Below are 17,549 nucleotides of genomic sequence, written 5' to 3'. Positions count from 1 at the left end.
ATGGTACGTGTCCCGAAACACGTTCTCGGCCGCAGAATGTCGCTTTCCGATCACGAATCGGTGCCGGATGCGAACCGGTTCCCATGAAAGGTGCGGCCGGCACCGCTCAGGGCCGCCCCACTGCTGTCCAGGTAAGGGGTGATACCGCCCCGGTGCCGCGGGAAGCCCGCCCCCAGGATCAGCGCGAGGTCCACGTCCTCCACGCGCTCGACCACATCAGCGTCCAGCATCAGTGCGATCTCCTCCGCGAGCCCCTCCAGCACGCGATCCAACAGGGCCTCCCCCACGGGAGCCTGCGCAGAACCGGTGCCGTCGGGAGCGAACACCTCCGCCACCACCGGGGACACCTCGGGCTGGACGCTGCCTCGGCGGGACTCGGTGAACCGCACCTTCCGCTCCACCATGGCCGAGAGCCCCGGGGACGCGTGGAAGCGGTCGCCCAGCTCCTGGACCAGCACCTTCCCGACATGGTCGGCGACCGCGTGACCCACCAGGTCCAGCAGGGCCAGCGGGCGCATGGGCAGGCCCAGCGGGTCCAGGGAGGTGTTCACCTCGACCGGATCGGCGCCGGCGTCGAGGGAGGCCAGCACCTCGCCGAGCACGCGGAACAGCAGGCGGTTGACGATGAAGCCGGGCGCGTCGGCGCTGCGCACGGCGAACTTGCGCAGGCGGCGCACCACCTCGAGACCGGTGGCCAGGGTGGCCTCGTCGGTGGCGTCGGTGTGGATCACCTCCACCAGCGGCATCTTCGCGACGGGGTTGAAGAAGTGCAGGCCGACCACGCGCTGCGGGTGCTGGAGATCCGCGGCCATGGCGCTGACCGAGAGCGAGGAGGTGTTGGTGACCAGCAGCGCCTCGGGATCCAGCACGCCCTCGAGCTCGCCGAACACGGACTTCTTGATCGCGAGGACCTCGGGGACGGCCTCGAGCACCAGGTCGCAGCCGGCGAGGTCGGCCACGTCGGTGGTGGCGTCCAGCAGCTCCGCGATCCGGGTGGCGGTGGTCTCGTCGAGGCTGCCGCGGGCGGCCGTCTGGGCGATGACCTCACGCGCGGCGGCCAGGCCCTTCTGGGCGATGCCCTGGTCAAGGTCCCGCATGATCACCGGGACCTGCAGGCCCAGGGCGAGCTGGGCGGCGATCTGGGCAGCCATCAGGCCCGCCCCGGCCACGCCGACGCGGGTGATCTCCCGGGCGCCCTCGACGGGGGTGCGGCCGGGCTTGCCGCGGCGCAGCATCTCGGCGGAGTACAGCGAAGCCTTGGCGCCGTCGGAGCGCACCAGCTGCCCGAGGGCCGCGGATTCGCGTGCGAGCGCATCGGTCAGCTCGCTGCCGGGCAGCTGCTGGAGCAGTTCGAGAGCGCGGGCCGCGGCGGGGGCGCCCTGGGCCTCCATCCGGGCGGCCCAGGCGCGGCGGGTCTCGCCGGTGGGCAGGGGTGCGTCCAGGGCATCATGCAGGGCCTCGGCCTCCGGGGAGTCCGCGGGCGGCAGAGGGCGGGCGTAGCTGGGGACCGCGGCGTCCGCCCCGTCAGCGGCACGGACCGCCTCGGCGGAATCCGCGCGGGCCGCGACGATGGCGGCGAACTCCTCGAGGGCGGCCGGGAGGTCCTCGGCGAGCGCGTCCACCAGCCCCGCCTCAAGGGCCTGCTGGGCGCTCAGCAGGCGGTCACGGGTGGGGTCCTCGAGGATCATTCGCACAGCGACCTCGGGCCCCACGACGGACTGCAGCAATGTGGTGCCACCCCAGCCGGGCAGGATGCCCAGGCCGGTCTCGGGCAGGCCGATGCCGCGGGCGCCGGGGACGGCGGTGCGCACGTCGGCCATCAGGGCCACCTCGAGGCCGCCACCGGGGGCCGCGCCGTTGAGGTGGGCGAGGATCGGGGCGGCGCTGGCCCGGACCCGGACCTGCAGGTCATGGGCGGCACGGGTCATCTCCTCGACGCGCTCCGCCGCGGAGGGGTCGGCGAACATCGACAGGTCCGCCCCGGCCAGGAACACCTTCCCCGTGCCGGTGAGGGCGATCGCACCCAGCTCCCCTGCCTCGGCACGGTCCAGTGCGGCGTTGATCGCACCGGTGACGGCCTGGATCGACTGCGGGCCCAGGGTGGCCGGGCGTCGCTCCTGGCCCTCCGGCGGCGCGAAGGTCAGGACCGCCACGGTGCCGAGCGCGGCATGCTCGATGTCCTCGGTGATGACGCGGGTGACGTGCTCGGTGTAGGTGGGCATCGGGGGCCTTTCGTGTTCTCGTCCTCGAGGGCGCGGCACAGGGGAGGGGCGTTCGGTCGAGCCACGCCCCACTGCTTCCTGATACTGCCGGTTTCAGGTACAGCATGCCGGAGCTGCGCCCTGGTGTCCACCGCTGCGCGCGCTGTCAACGAGGGCTGACCTCGCGCCGTCAGGTCACCTGGGCACCCCGTAGTACAGGGACACCCCCTCCAGGGTCTCCACGGAGAACTGCAGGGTGTCCAGGTCGTCCTCCGGGACCACCACTGCCACGGCGGCGGTGAGGGTCTGGCCGTCCGCCAGCGCCCCGCCCTCGGACAGGGGATTCGGCACCAGGCCCGCCACTTCGGGGTACGCCATCAGGTCGGTCTCCGCCCACACCCAGACCTCATCCTTGATCTGCACGGAGCTGTCTCCCTCGTAGGTGACCTCGAGCGTCATCACCACCAGCTGGTAGCCCGGCTGGAGCACGTCGACGCCGCCGGCGAGGGGGACGGTCGCGTCGGGGTCGATGGAGGTGGCGTGCACGCTGATGGTGCCGCCGTCCGTGGTGGGCCAGGAGAAGGTGTGCTCCCCGGCCGTAGCCGGCCGGCCGAGCATGCCGGTGCCGTCGGTGACCTGGTTGCCGGAGGTGTCGGTGACCACGCCGTCGGTGAACGTCGCTCCGTCATCGACCTCCACCCACACCGAGTCCTCCGCGATGAAGCCCCTGACGGCCGATACCAGCAGGCCGAGACCGGCCAGCAGCGCCAGCAGCACCATCGCGACGATCGCCACGACAGCCCAGTCGGGGAACCCCTTGGACGCCTTGGGTGCGGTCCAGGGCCGAGCGCCACCAGCCGGGTGGGAGGCGTCGAATCCGTCGATCTCGTGCGGCGGCTCGGGCGAGTACCCGCCTGCCGAGGGCGGGGGTGGGCCCAGGACGAGGATGGGGCGGGGCCAGACCCCATGGGCGGGGAGGGTGCGGCCTGCACGGGGGCCGCTGCCGGGCCGGCGGGCGCAGCCGTGGAGCCGACAGGAGCAGATGCGGCTGGCGCGAGGTCCGCGTTGCCCGCAGTGGGGTCGGGCTCGGTGTCCCAGTCATAGGTCGACGGTGTCGACGGCGGCGTTGTCATGGGCGGAGCATAGACCCCAGCTGGTCAGGCCTGGACCTTGGTGAACAGGTACGACTGACCGTCGTGGCGATCGGACCTCGGGCCGCACTGCGCGAGTGCTTCCCCGGTGCCGCGATACGGCAGGCTGCCGGGGCCCGCGTCCGCAAGTGGGTGGACAGGTAGGAGGAAGTGCGGGAGGGGCCGCCCGGCGGCTGTGCCGGACGGCGCCTCAGGCGCGTGCGATCACTCGATGAACTGGGTGTACAGATAGGTGTAGCTGTCACCGTCGATCCCGGGCTGCACGGTGGCGTACCAGAAGCCGGAGGTGCCCTCGTCGAGACCGGACAGCTGGCACACCGCGTGGGACTCGTCGCCGTGGATCTTGCAGGTGACCTCCGCGTTGTCCGTCACGTCACCGTCGGGCCTGTCGGCCATCCGGGCGGCCTCGACCAGACCGGCGCCGATCGTCTCGCCGGTCACCTCGTTGCCCTGGTCGACCCTCCCGAGCAGCATCTGGGTGTCATCAGCAAGGGTGACCTCGGTGGTCTCCCCCTCCCCCACAGCCATCAGCAGTGCGTGGCTGCCGGCACCGGAGCGCACCAGGTGGACGGTGGCGGTCAGGTCCTTGCCGGCATACTCCTCGCCCTCGACCCCGGTGAAGGTGCACAGCGCGGGCGAACTGCCGACCTTCACCTCGCCGGTGCACGTGGCGCTGTGGGATCCGAGGTATTCGGTGCTCTCGACCCCTGCGGCATCCAGGGTGAGGCCGTCGGAGGAGTCGTACAGCTCTTGGCTGATCAGGAACGGCAGCCCGTTGGAGGGGCGAGGGTGTCGACGCTGATCGTGCCGGCCCACTGCCCGAGTGCGCTGTCGATGGCGGCGGAGTCGGGCCAGGCCTCGTCCTCGCCGGCTCCCGTGCCCTCTCCCGTGTCGGTCGTGGCGGGATGCTCGGTGGCGGCCGGCTCCTTCGTCCCCCCGGCAGCGGGTTCGGCCACGTCGCCACCTCCGCCGCAGGCGGCGAGCAGTGCCCCGGCAGCCAGCAGCGAGAACGCGCCCACGGTGAGACGGGCGGCAGAGCGCGGCAGAGTCATGGATCGCATCGAGATTCGGTTCCCCTCGGATTAGGCCGGCCAGCAGCGCGTCGCTGCGTGGTCCAGCTCTGACCTGCGCCTCCAGGAGCACGCCATACCGAGAGTTTACTAAGCCTTTACCTGCTTCACGGTCACCGCCAGGTCATGGAACGGTCTCGGAATCCGGCCGGATCCTCAGGCTCTGCGTGGGCCCCTGCCAGCCCGGCCCCGGGGCCCGAGCGCGTACGCAGAGCGGGGCTAGGGCGATGCTGCGGGGACTGCGGGAGATCGCCGTCCTAGCCGCCCAGCAGCCACCCGTCGACGACCGCACCGCGAACCCGGATCACGTCACCTTCGGCGGGGTAGAGACGCACGGTGCTGCTGGTGCTCGCGGCCGGGAGCAGCTCGAGGATGCCGCCGTCGATCATCACGGTGGCATCGCCTTCGTCGTGCGCGGCAAGGGATTCGACCCGGCCGTCGACATGGATCTGCTCCACGATGGCGGGCCCCTGGATCACGACCTCGGCGCGGAAGGGGGCCGGCAGATCGACCTGCGCCTCCACTCCCTGCCCCCGGGCGATGTCCAGTGGCTCTCCGCGCAGCGTGCGCAGCTCAGCCGGGAAGCGTGCCACCAGACGATCCCCTTCGAGCCCGAGCTCGCGGGGGAAGGTGAGGCAGCCGGACCAGCCCTGCTCGTCCGTCTCGTCCTGCGTGCGAGCGAGCCCCTCCCAGGACCAGCCCCACATCAGCACGCGGTCCTGCTCGGCATCCACGACGGCCTGAGGCGCGTAGAAGTCGGGGCCCTGATCAACCCTTCCTCCACCGTCAGGTTCGAAGTGGGGGGAGCCGCCCGGCCCCGCCACCAGGTCGCCCACCAGATAGTTGACCTGCACCGTCGAGCGGGCCACCACCTCGGGCCGGTACCAGAGCGAGAGGATCAGCACCCATCGCTCCCCCACCTGCACCAGCTGTGGACACTCCCACAGCTCGGCCGGAGCATGCTCGGCCGCGACGGGATCGTCTCCGCGCAGCAGTTCCCCCACGTACTCCCACTGCTCAAGATCGTCACAGGCGAACAGCAGGATCACCGGGGTCACGCCGTCCTCACCCCGGACCCCGGCCCCCTGGATCGCCCAGTGTCGCCCCTCCAACTCGAACACGAACGGGTCCCGCACCCGATCAGCCCCGGGATCCGGGGCACCTCGGCCACCACGCGTCCCGGGTCCACGAGCTGCTCCAGCGCTCGGTCGGCCCGCGCCACCAGGACCCGGGAGAAGGCGTTGTCGCCCCGCCCGTCGACCCCGGAGTAGACCAGGGTCGGCACCCCGGCCGGGTCCTGCTGGCGATCCAGGAGCCCCACGCCGCTCCAGCAGCCGTCGGCATCCGCCTCGCCGTCCCGCGGGACGGGCCCCATCGGCTCCTCACGCCAGTGCGCGAGGTCCGCCGAGGACATGTGTCCCCAGTGGATCCTCTCGTGACGGGCGGATTGGGGGTTGTACTGGAAGTAGACGTGCCAGCGACCGTCCACGCGCATGATGCCGTTGGGGTCGTTGATCCATCCCGTGGGGTGGACCCGGTGCAGGGCGGGGAAGTGAAGCGAGGTGGTCACGGGAGGAATTCCTGATCCTTGACGATGGTGATCGGGGTGGTCGGGGTCGGTCATTTCGAGGCGCCTGCGGTGAGGCCCTCGCGCAGGTAGCGCTGGCCGAACAGGAACACCACCACTGCCGGGATCATCGAGAGGATCACGCCGGCCAGCACGATCGAGATCGAACCGGTGCCCAGGTTGCCCTGCAGCGTCACCAGGCCCAGCGGGAGGGTGTAGTTCTCCTCCGAGATCATGAAGATCAGCGGACGGAAGAACTCGTTCCAGTGGAAGTTGAACGCCAGTACCCCCACGATCGCCATTCCGGGCAGCGCGAGCGGCGCATAGACGCAGAAGAAGGTGCGCCAGGGGCTGGCACCGTCGATCGCGGCTGCCTCGCCCAGGTCCAGCGGCAGGCCCAGGAAGTACTGGCGCATCAGGAAGGTGCCGAAGGCGGTGGGGATGGCCGGGAGGATCAGCGCCAGCAGGGTGTCCGACAGTCCCAGCCCGCGGATGATCATGAACACCGGCACGATGGTCACCTGGGCGGGCACCATCATGGTGGCCAGCACGATCGCGAACAGGGCGTTCTTGCCGCGGAAATCCATGCGTGCGAACACGTAGCCGGCCATCGCAGCGGTGATCATCTGGCCCACGGCGATCAGGGCGGTGACCAGTCCGCTGTTCAGCACCAGCAGCGGGATCCTGATCTGCTCGAAGACCGCGGCATAGCTGGAGAAGTCCGGTTCCAGGGGGAAGAAGCTGGGCGGGAGGCTGAAGGACTCGGCAGCCGGTCGCAGGGAGGTGGTGAAGGTCCACCACACCGGACCCAGGGTGAGCAGGGCGGCCACGGCCAGCACGGCGTAGCTGGCGAGCCCGGGAAGCTTGCGTGTCATGAGATGTCCTTCGGGTGGGGAGCAGCGGGGATCATGGCGTCGTCATCGCGTTCCATGGCCGCGCTCACTGGTAGAAGACGAATCGACGGGCGAGCCGGAACTGTGCGGCGGTGATCAGCATGATCAGCAGCATCAGCACCAGTCCGATGGCGCTGGCGCGGCCGAACTCGAGCTGGCGGAAGGCGCTCTCGTAGATCACCATCACCACGGTGCGGGTGGAATCCCCGGGGCCGCCGCGGGTGAGCACGTAGGGCTGGTCGAACACCTGCAGAGCGGAGATGATCGCCATCACCGAGGCCACCAGCACGGTGGGACTCACGAGCGGCAGGGTGAGGTCCTTGAACTTCTTCCAACCGGTGGCGCCGTCGATGGAGCCGGCCTCGTACACCTCGGTGGGGATCGAGGAGAGGCCGCCGACGAACAGCAGGAACGAGAAGCCGAAGTTCTGCCAGACATACACCGCGATCACCACGACCATCGCCCACTGGGGGCTGGTCAGCCAGGGCACCGCGGGGATCCCCACCAAGGACAGTGCCCAGTTGATGACGCCGTAGCTCTCGTTGAACAGGTACTTCATGAGGATCGAGACGCTCGCGGCGGAGAGCACGAGGGGGAAGAAGAAGGTCGAGCGGAAGAACACCCGCAGCCATCCCGGCATCCTCGACTGCAGCAGCACCGCGAGCAGCATGGCCACGGACAGCTGCACGATCACCGCGGCCACCACGAACAGCCCGGTGTTGAGGAAGGAGATGGCGACCGTCTGATCGGTGGCCAGGTCGGTGAAGTTCTGCAAGCCCACGAACTGGGGGGAGGTGATGATGTCCCAGCGGAAGAAGGCCAGCAGCAGCGAGCCGATGATGGGCAGCAGGACGAAGATGCCCACGCCGATCATGGTGGGCGCCAGGAACAGCCAGCGCAGGATCACGCTGGATCGGTCGGTGCTCATGCTTCCTCCTCGGCGAAGACGTCACGCAGGTCGCGATCGAGGGATTCCAGGGAACGGGCCACCTGGTCGGGCCCGGCGGACAAGGCAGTGGAGACGTTGCGGATCAGTGCCGTCTCCACGGCGGCCTGCTGCGGCGGGGCGGGGATCGGGCCGCTGGACGGGAAGCGGTCGAGGGTCTCGTAGAAGCGGGACCAGTGCTCCGGGCCGATGCCGGTGTAGAGGTTGTCGTTGACCATGGAACGCCGAGTGGGGGTGGTGGCCGGGGTGGGGAAGGCCAGTTCCATCGCCTCCTTCGAGGCGGTGTACTTGATCCACTCCCAGGCCTGGTCCGGCTTGTCGGTGGTCTTCATGACCGCGTATCCGGCACCCCCGAACTGGTGACGCTGGGTCTTCCACCGCGGGAAGAACTGCACATCGTACTGCTCCGGGCGCATGCCGCCCTCGGCGAGCCCCTGGACCCAGTAGCCGCCCGCGGGGGTGGTGCCGATGCGACCGGAGGCGAACAGGCCCACGAGGGTGTTGCCGCCGCCCTCCTCGGGACGCACGGCGAGACCCTCACTGACGAGGCCGCGCAGGTGCTCGAAGCTCTCGTGGACGCGGTCGTCGGTCGCGTTGGAACCCGTCCAGAGATAACCGCCGGAGCGCTGCTCGCCCGGATAGAAGGTGGACCAGAAGTCCTCGCCACCGCTCGCCCGCTCCTCGACCAGGAAGGAGGTGTCGTTGACGTACAGCCAAGGCACCACACCACCGAAGAGTCGGTTGGTCCAGTAGTACGGGGTGGCGTCGCCCTTCATGCCGCGCAGCAGCTCGGTGAAGTCGTCCTTCGTCCACTCCTCCCCCGGCATCTCCAGGCCGTTGCGCTCGAGGACGTCGAGGTTGAGGTACATGTTCGCGGCGTTGAAGTCGAGCGGGAGCTGGTAGAGGGAGCCCTTGTACATGAAGGCCTCGATGAGGCTGGGGTGGACGTCCTCGAAGTAGTCCTTCATCTCCTCCGCGTCGTGCAGGAGGTAGTCGTCCAGCGGCAGCGCGAGGCGTTCGGCGAAGAGCTGCGCCCCCTCAGTCGCCGTGTAGACGATGTCGGGCTGGGTGCCGGAGGCGACCATGGTGAGGATCTTCGCGAAGAAGTCGCCCCAGTCGGTGGCCTGCACCGACTGGATCAGCACGGGAATGTCGGGATGGGTCTGCATGAAGGCATCCGCGATCGCCTGACGGCCGGCCGCGTCCTGCGAGGTGCCCAGGATCAGGATCGTCAGGGCGTCCTGGCCGCGGCCGGGGATGTCGGCAGCGGTGAGGCGGGGCCAGGCGGCTGCGGTGCCGGCGAGCGCTGCCGCGCCGCCGACGCCGAGGAGGGCGCGGCGGGTGAGGGTGGAGGGGTTGGCCATGCGGTCCTCTTCGTTGAGAGTCGGGACGGTTGAAGCGGTTCCAGGGAGGAGGCGGGCGTCGATGCGGCTGTCCGGCGTCCTCGCCGAGCCACCACTTGCACACGTGTCCAAGTCGGGCGAGACCAGTATGGGTCGCAGCTTTCACACGTGTCAACCCTGATCCCGCGGCAGCACTCGGAACCCCCGACGCGGCCCAGTTTCCCCAGCCCTGGAACCAGCCCCGACCGAGCCGGAGCAGCACCGGTCCCCCTCGACCAGCCCCCGCAGCAGACGTCGAGCGAGGTCAGCGCCCGCGAGCGATCCCCACCGACTCCCGCTCAACGAGCGGGCACTCGACGACCACGAGACCCGCATCGCCGCCCGCCGCCTCGCCCTCCAGACGCGCGAACAGCGCAGCCATCGCCCGGCGTCCCATCTCCTCGTGGGGAAGAGCGATCGTCGTGAGCTTCGGAACGAGCCGCTCGGCGAAGAAGTCCTCGTCATCGAAGCCGATCACCGAGAGATCCCCCGGAACGGCGATGCCCGCGGCCGCCGCGGCCTGGAGAACCCCGGCAGCGACCCGGTCGCGGATGCAGAACACACCCGTCGGCGGCTCCTCCCCCGCGAACAGCCGGGCGGCGGCCCGGTAGCCGTCGTCGATCTGCCACCCCGCCTTCACCATCCGCGGATCGAGGCCTGCGTCCGCCAGCTCGTCACAGAAGCCGGCCTCGCGCTCGAGAACGGCCACGGAGCGATCGTCACCGGAGAGCATGACGATCCGCCGATGGCCGGTCTCGATCAGGCGACGAGCAGCACGTCGGGCGCCGCCGTAGTCGTCGGGCACGAAGGTCGGCGGGAGCTCGGCACCCTCGCCGCGCTCGTCCGCCCCGGACGACACCGGTTCGTGGTTGGCCAGCACCAGCGGGATCCCCGGCGGAACGACGGGGAGGGGGCCCCTCATGCGGCCCATGGTCGCGAAGAGCAGTCCGTCGACCTGGCGCTCGGCAAGAAGGCGAGCGGCGTCCTCGACGGTGTGGTCGCGCAGCGAGAGGTCCACGGTGATCACGAGGTGATCGTGCTGGGCGGCGACCATCGAGGCGGCGCGCGCCATACGGCCGGCGAAGGGCGAGGTCGCGATCTCGTCGGTGATGAGACCGATCGTGCGCGAGCGACGCTCCTTGAGGGAGATCGCGAGGGCCGAGCGGGTGTAGCCGAGCTCGGCGGCGGCGGCGAGCACGCGCTGCTGGGTGGCCTCGGCGACCGTCCCCTCCACGCGCCCGTTGAGCACCATCGAGACGGTGGCCCGCGAAACGCCCGCACGCGCCGCGACGTCGGCGGAGGTGGGGCGGCGGGACGAGGAGCTCACAGCTCGTAGGGTACGCGGCTCCTCCGACCGGCGGCGGGCCGGGATCCGTGGCTCCTTCCCCGCGTTCCCGGCCAGTCGTCCCGTGCCCGCCCGGCCGCTCACACCACCGCGGTCATCCCGCCGTCGACGTGGACGGTCTGGCCGTTGACGAAGCGGCTCGCGTCGGAGGCGAGGAACACCAGCGGGCCGACGAGGTCCTCGACGTCGCCCCAGTGCCCGTCGGGAGTGCGGCGGGCGACCCAGGCGGAGAACTCCTCGTCCTCGACCAGGGCCTTCGTGAGCTCGGTGGCGAAGTAACCGGGGGCGAGGGTGTTGACCTGGATGCCGTGCGGGGCGAGGTCCGCCGCGAGGCCCTTGGTGAACATCGCGATCCCGCCCTTGGTCGCGCTGTACGCGGCGATGGAGGGGCGGGCGAGCTGGGACTGGACCGAGCCGATCTGCACGGTCTTCCCGCTGCCGCGCGCGATCATGCCGCGGGCGACGCGGCGGGCGCAGTAGAAGGCGGCGGAGAGGTTCGTGGCCAGCAGCGCGTCCCAGTCCTCGTCGGCGAAATCCGCGATCGGCGCCCGGCCGTGCGCGATCACCCGCGCCCCGGCCCGGACCAGACCGGTGGCGAGCGCACGGCCGATGCCGCGGGTGGAGCCGGTGACCAGAGCGGTGCGGCCGGTGAGGTCGAACAGGTCGGACACGATGTCTCTCCTTCGTGAGGGACGTGCGGGGGCGTGGTCGGACGAGGAGGCCCGGGCCGTGGAACGGGCCCGGGCTTCCTTGGAGGATCTCAGGCCCGAGCGGGGCCCGAGCTCCCCGCGCGGGGTGCGCGAGCTCGCGGACCGGCTGGTCGGCGAGTCGGGCGGCCGGGTGCGCCTCGTGGACGTGCCGGTCTCCGGCGGTGAGGCCGGGGCGCGGGCGGGGACGCTGTCGATCATGGCCGGCGGCGAGTCGGCCGACGTCGAGCGAGCGTGCACGCTGCTGGAACCCTGCGGGACGGTGCGCCACCTCGGGCCGCTCGGAGCGGGCGAGGTCGCGAAGGCGTGCAGCCAGATGATCGTCGGCGCGACGATGATGGCGATCGCCGAAGGGACCGTCCTCGCCGAGCGCAGCGGCATCGCTCCGGCCGACCTGTTCGAGGTTCTCGCGGGCGGTTACGCGGACTCGACGCTGCTAGCGGACAAGCGCGACAAGCTCGTCACCGACGACTACTCCCCCGGCGGCATCGCCGCGTACATGACCAAGGATCTCGGCTTCGCGGCCGACGTCGCCGAGGACACCGGCACCTCCCCCGCCCTGCTCGATGCGCTGCGGGGCGCGTACGACGAGCTGGTCGCGGCGGGGCTCGGCGAGGAGGACCTGTCGGTGGCACGGCGCTTCGTCGCGGAGCGCGGTGCCTGACCCTGGACGGCGCGCCGCCGTTCCCGCTCGACGCGCCGATCAGCCGGTCCCCCCGCACCTCCTATAGCACGACCCCTGCACGTCGTCCCGGTCCCTCCGTCGCGTGCGGTCGCGTTCGGCGCGCCGATACTGGCCGCAGAGGGCGGCCGCGCCGCCCGTTCCACGTCCCGACCACCAGGAGGACCCTGTGACCGTCGTGAAGATCAACCGCCTCGCCGTCCCCGCCGGACAGGCGGCCGAGCTCGAGAAGCGCTTCGCCGCCCGGAAGCACTCCGTGGACGGGGCGCCCGGCTTCGAGGGCTTCGAGCTGCTGCGCCCGGTCGCGGGCGAGGAGCGCTACTTCGTCCTGACCCGCTGGGCGGATGAGGAGAGCTTCCGGGCCTGGGCCGACCAGCGCGAGGCGCGGGACCCGTCCACCACCGTCTCCCGGGCCGAGGGCATGCTCGAGTTCGAGGTCGTCGACCTGGAGTGACTCGGGCGCTCGGCCCGCCGGTCCGCCCCTGCCTCTCCACCCTCCCGCCTCGTTCGGCCGACGCGGGGACGGGGAGAACTCCCCATGGCCTCCTCACCTCCGGGTCTCTAGTCTTCGGAAGCACGGACCACGAGCCTCAGGGGGAATCAGATGGCGGCGTTCACCGCTTCTCTGGACAGCACGTTCGTGCGCGACGCCGCCGCACGGGCACGAGACGCCGGCGCGGACCTCAATCCGCTGTGGCGGACCATGATCACCGTCCCCGACGCCCCGTCCCTCGATCCGGTCGAGCACGATCCCGAGCACGAGACGCTCCTCCGGCGCGCCCTGACCTCACCGTGCGTGGCCGCGGTCGGCGTGACCCCTGCCGACGGCCCGCGCACCGAGCTGCAGATCTCCGTCGATGCCGAGGGCGCCGTCGTCTGCGCCCGGCGAGGCGACGGAGCGGCCGGCTGGTCGCCGGTGGACGCGGAGGCGCTCCCCGAGATCGTCATATCGATGGCCCCTCCGGGATCCCGGCTGGCAGCCCCGGCGTCCATGACCACCCGCTCAAAGGCCACTCGTCTGCAGCTGAGCAGTGCACAGGTCGAGCAGATCCGCAGCGCCGTCGAGCACGGCGACACCGCCGACAGCGCCATCGCTGCGCTCCCGGATCTCGATCCCGACCTGCGCGATGCGCTGACCAGCAAGGGTGATCGAGCGAGCCTCGCGATCCACCTCATCCCGCCCGCCCCGGAGGAGAGCGTGACCCTCCTGCGCCGGTGGACCAGCGGGGAGCGGGGTCTCTACAGCGCCGACGGGCCGGCGGGGCCCCTCGCCGGGGGGCACCCGGTCGAGGACGGGGACTTCTTCGGCACCGTGATCCCCCTGCTGCAGGAGGGCACGCGGATCGCCCGGGCGCACTCAACGGCGGGAGGTGCGGCATGAGCGGCTTCCAGGGGATGGACCCGGAGCAGGCGCGCACCCACGCCGAGCACCTGCGCACAGGATCCCGGCGGATCGATGAGATTCATGCCGAGATCGACGCGATCGTGCAGGGCGTCGACTGGGTGGGCCCGGACCGCGAGGCCTTCGTCCAGGAATGGGGCGGTCAGGTCGGCCCGCAGGTCAGCACGCTGAGCGAGCGCCTCCAGGGACTCGGCTTCGATCTCGAGGCGGAGGCCGACCAGCAGGATGCGGCCTCGGAGCCAGGCGGCGACGGCGGCGGCGACCCCGAGAGCTTGCTGCCCGAGTCCGTCACCGACTTCCTGGACCGGCTCGACGAGGGGATCCGCGGACTGCCCGAAGGGCTCCAGCGCCTGCTCCCCGACACCCCCTGGGCGGAGATGATCGCGGGTGGCGTCGTCGACCTCGCTGAAGGGGCCGAGGGCTTCCTCGAGGGCGGACGCGACACCCTGAAGGGGCTGCCCGGACCGCTCGGCGACCTCTTCGACGGCCTGCCCGACGGGGACATCGAGATCCTCGACGAGCGATCCGAGATCGAGCTCGGCGAGGAGCCCCGCCACGTGCAGGACAGCGAAGCCCCGCAGGATCTGGCCGACCTCGTCCTCGACAACGACGAGACCCGCCGCGACATCACGACCGTGCCGCCGGGTGGAGAGTACGACCCCGAGGATTCGGCACAGATCCGGATCCAGACCATCCAGGGTGCCGACGGCACCGAGCGGTACATCGTGCACGTGCCACCGACCCAGGGTGCGGACCTGTGGTCGGAGGAGGGCGGTCTCCCGGGGACCCTCGAGGGATGGAACGGGCAGGGCCAGCCCTTCGGCTGGGCCAACAACATCTACGCGATGGCGGGACGGGAGAATGCCGGGGCGAACGCCGTGACGGCCGCGATGGAGGAGGCCGGGATCCCCCCGGGCTCGGACGTCGCCTTCGTGGCGCACTCCCAGGGCGGCCTGGTCGCCGCGCAGTTGGCCGACGATCCCGCCTTCAACTCCTCCACCGGCGCCGCGGGCACCTACAACGTCACCGACATCCTGTCCGTCGGCTCCCCGGTGCAGACCTACACCCCGGCGCAGAGCTCCACCGATGTGGTCAACGTCCAGCACGTCCAGAACGAGGGGACCGACGGGGACTTCGTCCCCACGCTCGATCTCGAGGGGCGCTCCTTCCGTCATCCCGGCGGCAATCCGGCGGAGAACGTGCAGGACGTGCACATGCAGACTCCGCACGAGAACCCGGACTTCCCGCAGCCGGACGCGGCCCACAACGCGCATGAGTCGGTGCACCGCAGTCGCGACGGCTCCTACTCGGATACGTCCGGCTACTACGGCACTCTCACCCAGCATCCCGACCATCCGACCCTGGCGGACAAGGCGGATCGCATGGACGGTCTGTACATCGGCGAGGACGTCACACTCACCGAGGACGTGGTCATCGATGCCCGCCGGATCTGACGCGATCCGGCCCCCTCGGAGCGCTCAGATCAGACCGTAGTGCTCGAAGAAGTCTCCGAAGTGCACGGCCGCGTCCTGGTCGGCATACTCGGAGCCCAGCAGCTCTTTCGGCGCGACGGTGGAGCCATCTGCCCCGTGGGCGACCACCAGGACTCTGCGCATCTCGAACCCGTCGTCGAGCTCGAAGACGTACTCGGTCACCTCCCGCCACACTGGATCCAGGGCCTCCAGAAGCTGATCCTGCCCGACGTCGAAGTGGATGTCTCCGCGCAGGCTGGTGCGCATGGTCCCGCCGCCGCTGGTCTCCATCTCCGAGGAGGTCACATGCTCGAACTCCTCCACCGGGTCGTTCAACGAGTCCGTGCGCGACGGCAGCAGGCGCCCGCAGCCCACAAGTGCGGCCACCATGCCCGCAAGCCCTCCAGCCATCAGCACTCGCCTCCGCATCCGCTCCGCCTCTCCTGATCCCCCGCTGCGATTGCTCCAGCATCGCAGATCCTGCCTGGTCCCTCACCGTCGTTGCGTCTCCCCGGTCCGCCCGCTGAGCTCCAGGCCCCGGCGTCCTGCGCGCTCAGCGCTCCGCGAGGTGCAGCGGCTCGCCGGCGATGGCGCTCCTGCAGGGACGCGGCCTCAGCCCTCGAGGGTGATCAGCTGCTTCCCGCCGGGCGCGACGATCCGCACCTCGGGGCCGAAGGTCGCGTTCTGCACCTCGTGCGCGAACACGTCGGAGGAGACCATCGCGGCGAGGACGCCGGCGCCGCCCGCGCGGAAGAGGAACAGCTGCGTGGAGGACTGGTAGCACTTCCCAGTGAGCAGCTTCGTGCCGGCCGCCTCGTTGACGCGATCTGCGGGGGTGGCCTCCGGGAACACCATCAGCTCGTCGAACTCCACGTCGACCACGTCGGCGAGAGCACGCTCACCACCGCCCTCCCACAGAGGACCGATCGCGTCGTCGATCGCCTTTCCCGAGGTCAGCTCCATGACACCTTCTCCTTCATCCGCAGGTTGTGTGAGCCCGCATCCGGTCACCACGCTCATGGTGAGCAGGAGCGCCGCTCGCCGCGTCAGGGTCTTGGTCCCGACGTCCGTCCGTTGCATTAGCTGGTCTGCCTCTCCAGCGGATGGTCGGAGACGACCTGCGTGATCGCTGTCTGCCCTCGCGTCAAGGCGGTCGCGCAGCCGCGCACGGCCTCTGTGTCCTGTCCGAGAAAGTTCATGCCCCGCCCCGTCACTCGAGTCATCGTCTCTCGGCGCCGACGCTAGCCCGTGCTGACAGGGGAGGCGATGGGGAGCACTCCCCATCGCCTCCCGAGTCACGGAACTTCAACGATCACGCGAACGCGCTGGTCCCAGTGATCGACCGGCCGACGATCAGCGACTGCATCGTGTCGGTCCCCTCGTAGGTGTGCAGCGCCTCGATGTCGGCCATGTGGCGGATCACCTGGTTCTCCAGCAGGATCCCGCTGCCGCCGAGGAGGTCGCGGGCGTCGGCCGCGATGGCGCGGGCCGAGCGGGTGCAGAACACCTTGGCGAGCGAGGCCTGCTCGGGCCGCAGGCAACCGGCCGATTCCAGGTCCGCCAGGCGCCGGCAGTGCAGCTGCATGGAGGTGAGGGTGGCGAGCATGTCCGTCAGACGCACCTGGACGTGCTGGGCCTTGGCCAGAGGGCGTCCGAACTGCACGCGGGTGCGAGCGTGCTCGAGCGCGGCCTCGTAGCAGGCCACGGCGTGGCCGAGCGCTCCCCAGGCCACCCCGGCGCGGGTAGCGAACAGCACCCGGGACGTGTCCTTGAAGGAACGGGCCCCGGGCAGGCGCGCATCCAGCGGCACGCGCACGTCGGCCAGATGGATGTGGGCCTGGTGGATGGCGCGCAGGGACACCTTGCCGCGGATCACCTGCGCCTCGTAGCCGGGCAGGGACTGCTCGACCAGGAAGCCGGAGACCTGGCCGTGCAGGGCATCGTCGGAGGGGTCGTCCACCCGCGCCCACACCACGGTGAGGTGGCCGTCGGCCCCGTTGCCGATCCAGCGCTTCTGGCCGCTGATCACCCACTGCTCGCCGTCACGACGGGCGGTGGTCTCCAGGGACACGGAGTCGGAGCCGTGGTCGGGCTCGGTCAGGGCGAAGGCGGCGAAGGCCTGCCCGGTCACCACGGGCTCCACCCAGCGCTGCTTCTGCTCCTCGGAGCCCAGCAGCACGATCGAGCGCAGGGCGAGCCCGCCCTGGACGCCCACCATGGTGCCCACGGAGCCGTCCAGGCGGGACAGCTCCATGGTGACCAGGCCGGTCGCCAGGGGGCTGAGGCGGCGGTGGCCGGGGATGTCCATGCCGTCGGTGAACAGGTCCAGCTCGCCCAGACGGGCGATGAGGTCGGTCGGGTACTCGCCGCGGTCCCAGCACTCGTCGATGCGGGGCAGCACCTCGGGGGCGAAGGAGCGGGCCACCCGCCAGGCCTCGAGATCCTCGCCGTCGACGTCCTGGAACAGGGCGTAGTGGTCAGCGGTGCGGGGAAGCAGGGCCTCGGCGGTGCTCGCCTCGGCGTCGGGCAGGGAGATCACGGGGCCGGGGCCGGCGGCGGGGGGCGGGGGAGGGGAGGGGGCGGGGGGGCGCGCGGGGGGGGGGGGGCGCCGGCCAGCGGGGCCAGGGTGGGGGGGGAGAGCGGGGCGTCGGGCTGCTGGCCGGTCGGCGACAGCGCGGCGACCCCCAGGGCGGCGGCGCAGGCGGCCAGCGCCGGGGGCCGAGGTGCGCGC

The 17,549-nt window shown here is 70.9% G+C and carries 18 protein-coding genes; 4 read left to right on the top strand and 14 right to left on the bottom strand.

All coding sequences use genetic code 11. The annotated features are described in order from the left end of the window. Positions 1–50: 50 nt before the first annotated feature. The 11 genes from IOE58_RS10990 to IOE58_RS10945 form a co-directional block, all read right to left on the bottom strand. Positions 51–2,222 carry a 3-hydroxyacyl-CoA dehydrogenase NAD-binding domain-containing protein gene (locus IOE58_RS10990; protein ID WP_193866433.1) on the bottom strand — a complete coding sequence of 724 codons (2,172 nt, stop codon included), beginning with the start codon at positions 2,220–2,222 and terminating at the stop codon, positions 51–53. A gap of 174 nt (positions 2,223–2,396) precedes the next feature. After that, positions 2,397–2,996, bottom strand: coding sequence for a hypothetical protein (locus IOE58_RS10985; protein WP_193866432.1), 600 nt, complete (start codon positions 2,994–2,996; stop codon positions 2,397–2,399). 560 nt (positions 2,997–3,556) lie between these two features. Continuing rightward, positions 3,557–4,168 carry a hypothetical protein gene (locus IOE58_RS10980; RefSeq protein WP_193866431.1) on the bottom strand — a complete coding sequence of 204 codons (612 nt, stop codon included), beginning with the start codon at positions 4,166–4,168 and terminating at the stop codon, positions 3,557–3,559. After that, a complete protein-coding gene (locus IOE58_RS10975) occupies positions 4,111–4,404 on the bottom strand; it encodes a hypothetical protein (protein ID WP_193866430.1) in 294 nt (97 codons plus the stop codon). The genes IOE58_RS10980 and IOE58_RS10975 overlap by 58 nt, the downstream gene beginning before the upstream one ends. A gap of 275 nt (positions 4,405–4,679) precedes the next feature. Continuing rightward, positions 4,680–5,543 (bottom strand): glycoside hydrolase family 32 protein, encoded by an 864-nt coding sequence (locus IOE58_RS10970; RefSeq protein ID WP_348981961.1) that lies wholly within the window; start codon positions 5,541–5,543, stop codon positions 4,680–4,682. Next, a complete protein-coding gene (locus IOE58_RS14405) occupies positions 5,477–5,992 on the bottom strand; it encodes a glycoside hydrolase family 32 protein (protein ID WP_348981959.1) in 516 nt (171 codons plus the stop codon). Before IOE58_RS14405 ends, IOE58_RS10970 begins: the two co-directional genes overlap by 67 nt. Positions 5,993–6,042: 50 nt before the next feature. Continuing rightward, positions 6,043–6,864 (bottom strand): carbohydrate ABC transporter permease, encoded by an 822-nt coding sequence (locus IOE58_RS10965; RefSeq protein WP_193866429.1) that lies wholly within the window; start codon positions 6,862–6,864, stop codon positions 6,043–6,045. A 64-nt stretch (positions 6,865–6,928) separates the two neighbouring features. After that, complete coding sequence (locus IOE58_RS10960; RefSeq protein WP_193866428.1) at positions 6,929–7,810, bottom strand: carbohydrate ABC transporter permease; 882 nt, start codon at positions 7,808–7,810, stop codon at positions 6,929–6,931. Then, entirely contained in the window at positions 7,807–9,192 is a 1,386-nt protein-coding gene (locus IOE58_RS10955) for an extracellular solute-binding protein (protein WP_193866427.1), read from the bottom strand. Before IOE58_RS10955 ends, IOE58_RS10960 begins: the two co-directional genes overlap by 4 nt. Before the next feature lie 283 nt (positions 9,193–9,475). After that, on the bottom strand, positions 9,476–10,537 hold the full coding sequence (locus IOE58_RS10950) for a substrate-binding domain-containing protein (RefSeq protein ID WP_193866426.1): 1,062 nt from the start codon (positions 10,535–10,537) through the stop codon (positions 9,476–9,478). 98 nt (positions 10,538–10,635) lie between these two features. Then, positions 10,636–11,226: an SDR family oxidoreductase gene (locus tag IOE58_RS10945; RefSeq protein WP_193866425.1), complete on the bottom strand. Its 591-nt coding sequence runs from the start codon at positions 11,224–11,226 to the stop codon at positions 10,636–10,638. A 124-nt stretch (positions 11,227–11,350) separates the two neighbouring features. On the opposite strand from IOE58_RS10945, the gene IOE58_RS10940 reads away from it, so the two are divergent. From IOE58_RS10940 to IOE58_RS10925, 4 genes are all read left to right on the top strand, one after another. Further along, positions 11,351–11,926 (top strand): NAD(P)-dependent oxidoreductase, encoded by a 576-nt coding sequence (locus IOE58_RS10940; RefSeq protein ID WP_348981957.1) that lies wholly within the window; start codon positions 11,351–11,353, stop codon positions 11,924–11,926. Positions 11,927–12,113: 187 nt separating this feature from the next. Next, positions 12,114–12,398 carry an antibiotic biosynthesis monooxygenase family protein gene (locus tag IOE58_RS10935; RefSeq protein WP_133675197.1) on the top strand — a complete coding sequence of 95 codons (285 nt, stop codon included), beginning with the start codon at positions 12,114–12,116 and terminating at the stop codon, positions 12,396–12,398. A 150-nt stretch (positions 12,399–12,548) separates the two neighbouring features. Beyond that, positions 12,549–13,325 (top strand): hypothetical protein, encoded by a 777-nt coding sequence (locus IOE58_RS10930; protein WP_193866424.1) that lies wholly within the window; start codon positions 12,549–12,551, stop codon positions 13,323–13,325. After that, entirely contained in the window at positions 13,322–14,800 is a 1,479-nt protein-coding gene (locus tag IOE58_RS10925; RefSeq protein WP_193866423.1) for a WXG100 family type VII secretion target, read from the top strand. Before IOE58_RS10930 ends, IOE58_RS10925 begins: the two co-directional genes overlap by 4 nt. 24 nt (positions 14,801–14,824) lie before the next feature. On the opposite strand, the gene IOE58_RS10920 is transcribed toward IOE58_RS10925, so the two are convergent. From IOE58_RS10920 to IOE58_RS10910, 3 genes are all read right to left on the bottom strand, one after another. Further along, positions 14,825–15,229: a hypothetical protein gene (locus tag IOE58_RS10920; RefSeq protein ID WP_193866422.1), complete on the bottom strand. Its 405-nt coding sequence runs from the start codon at positions 15,227–15,229 to the stop codon at positions 14,825–14,827. Positions 15,230–15,430: 201 nt separating this feature from the next. Then, a complete protein-coding gene (locus IOE58_RS10915) occupies positions 15,431–15,781 on the bottom strand; it encodes a hypothetical protein (RefSeq protein WP_228019776.1) in 351 nt (116 codons plus the stop codon). Between the two features lie 349 nt (positions 15,782–16,130). Then, the gene (locus tag IOE58_RS10910; protein WP_193866420.1) at positions 16,131–17,357 is read right to left on the bottom strand and encodes an acyl-CoA dehydrogenase family protein; all 1,227 of its coding nucleotides are present in this window, start codon (positions 17,355–17,357) and stop codon (positions 16,131–16,133) included. Positions 17,358–17,549: the final 192 nt, after the last annotated feature.

It is taken from the genome of Brachybacterium epidermidis, assembly GCF_015209585.1.
GTDB lineage: Bacteria > Actinomycetota > Actinomycetes > Actinomycetales > Dermabacteraceae > Brachybacterium > Brachybacterium epidermidis.
This window is presented reverse-complemented; position numbering and strand designations above follow the sequence as displayed.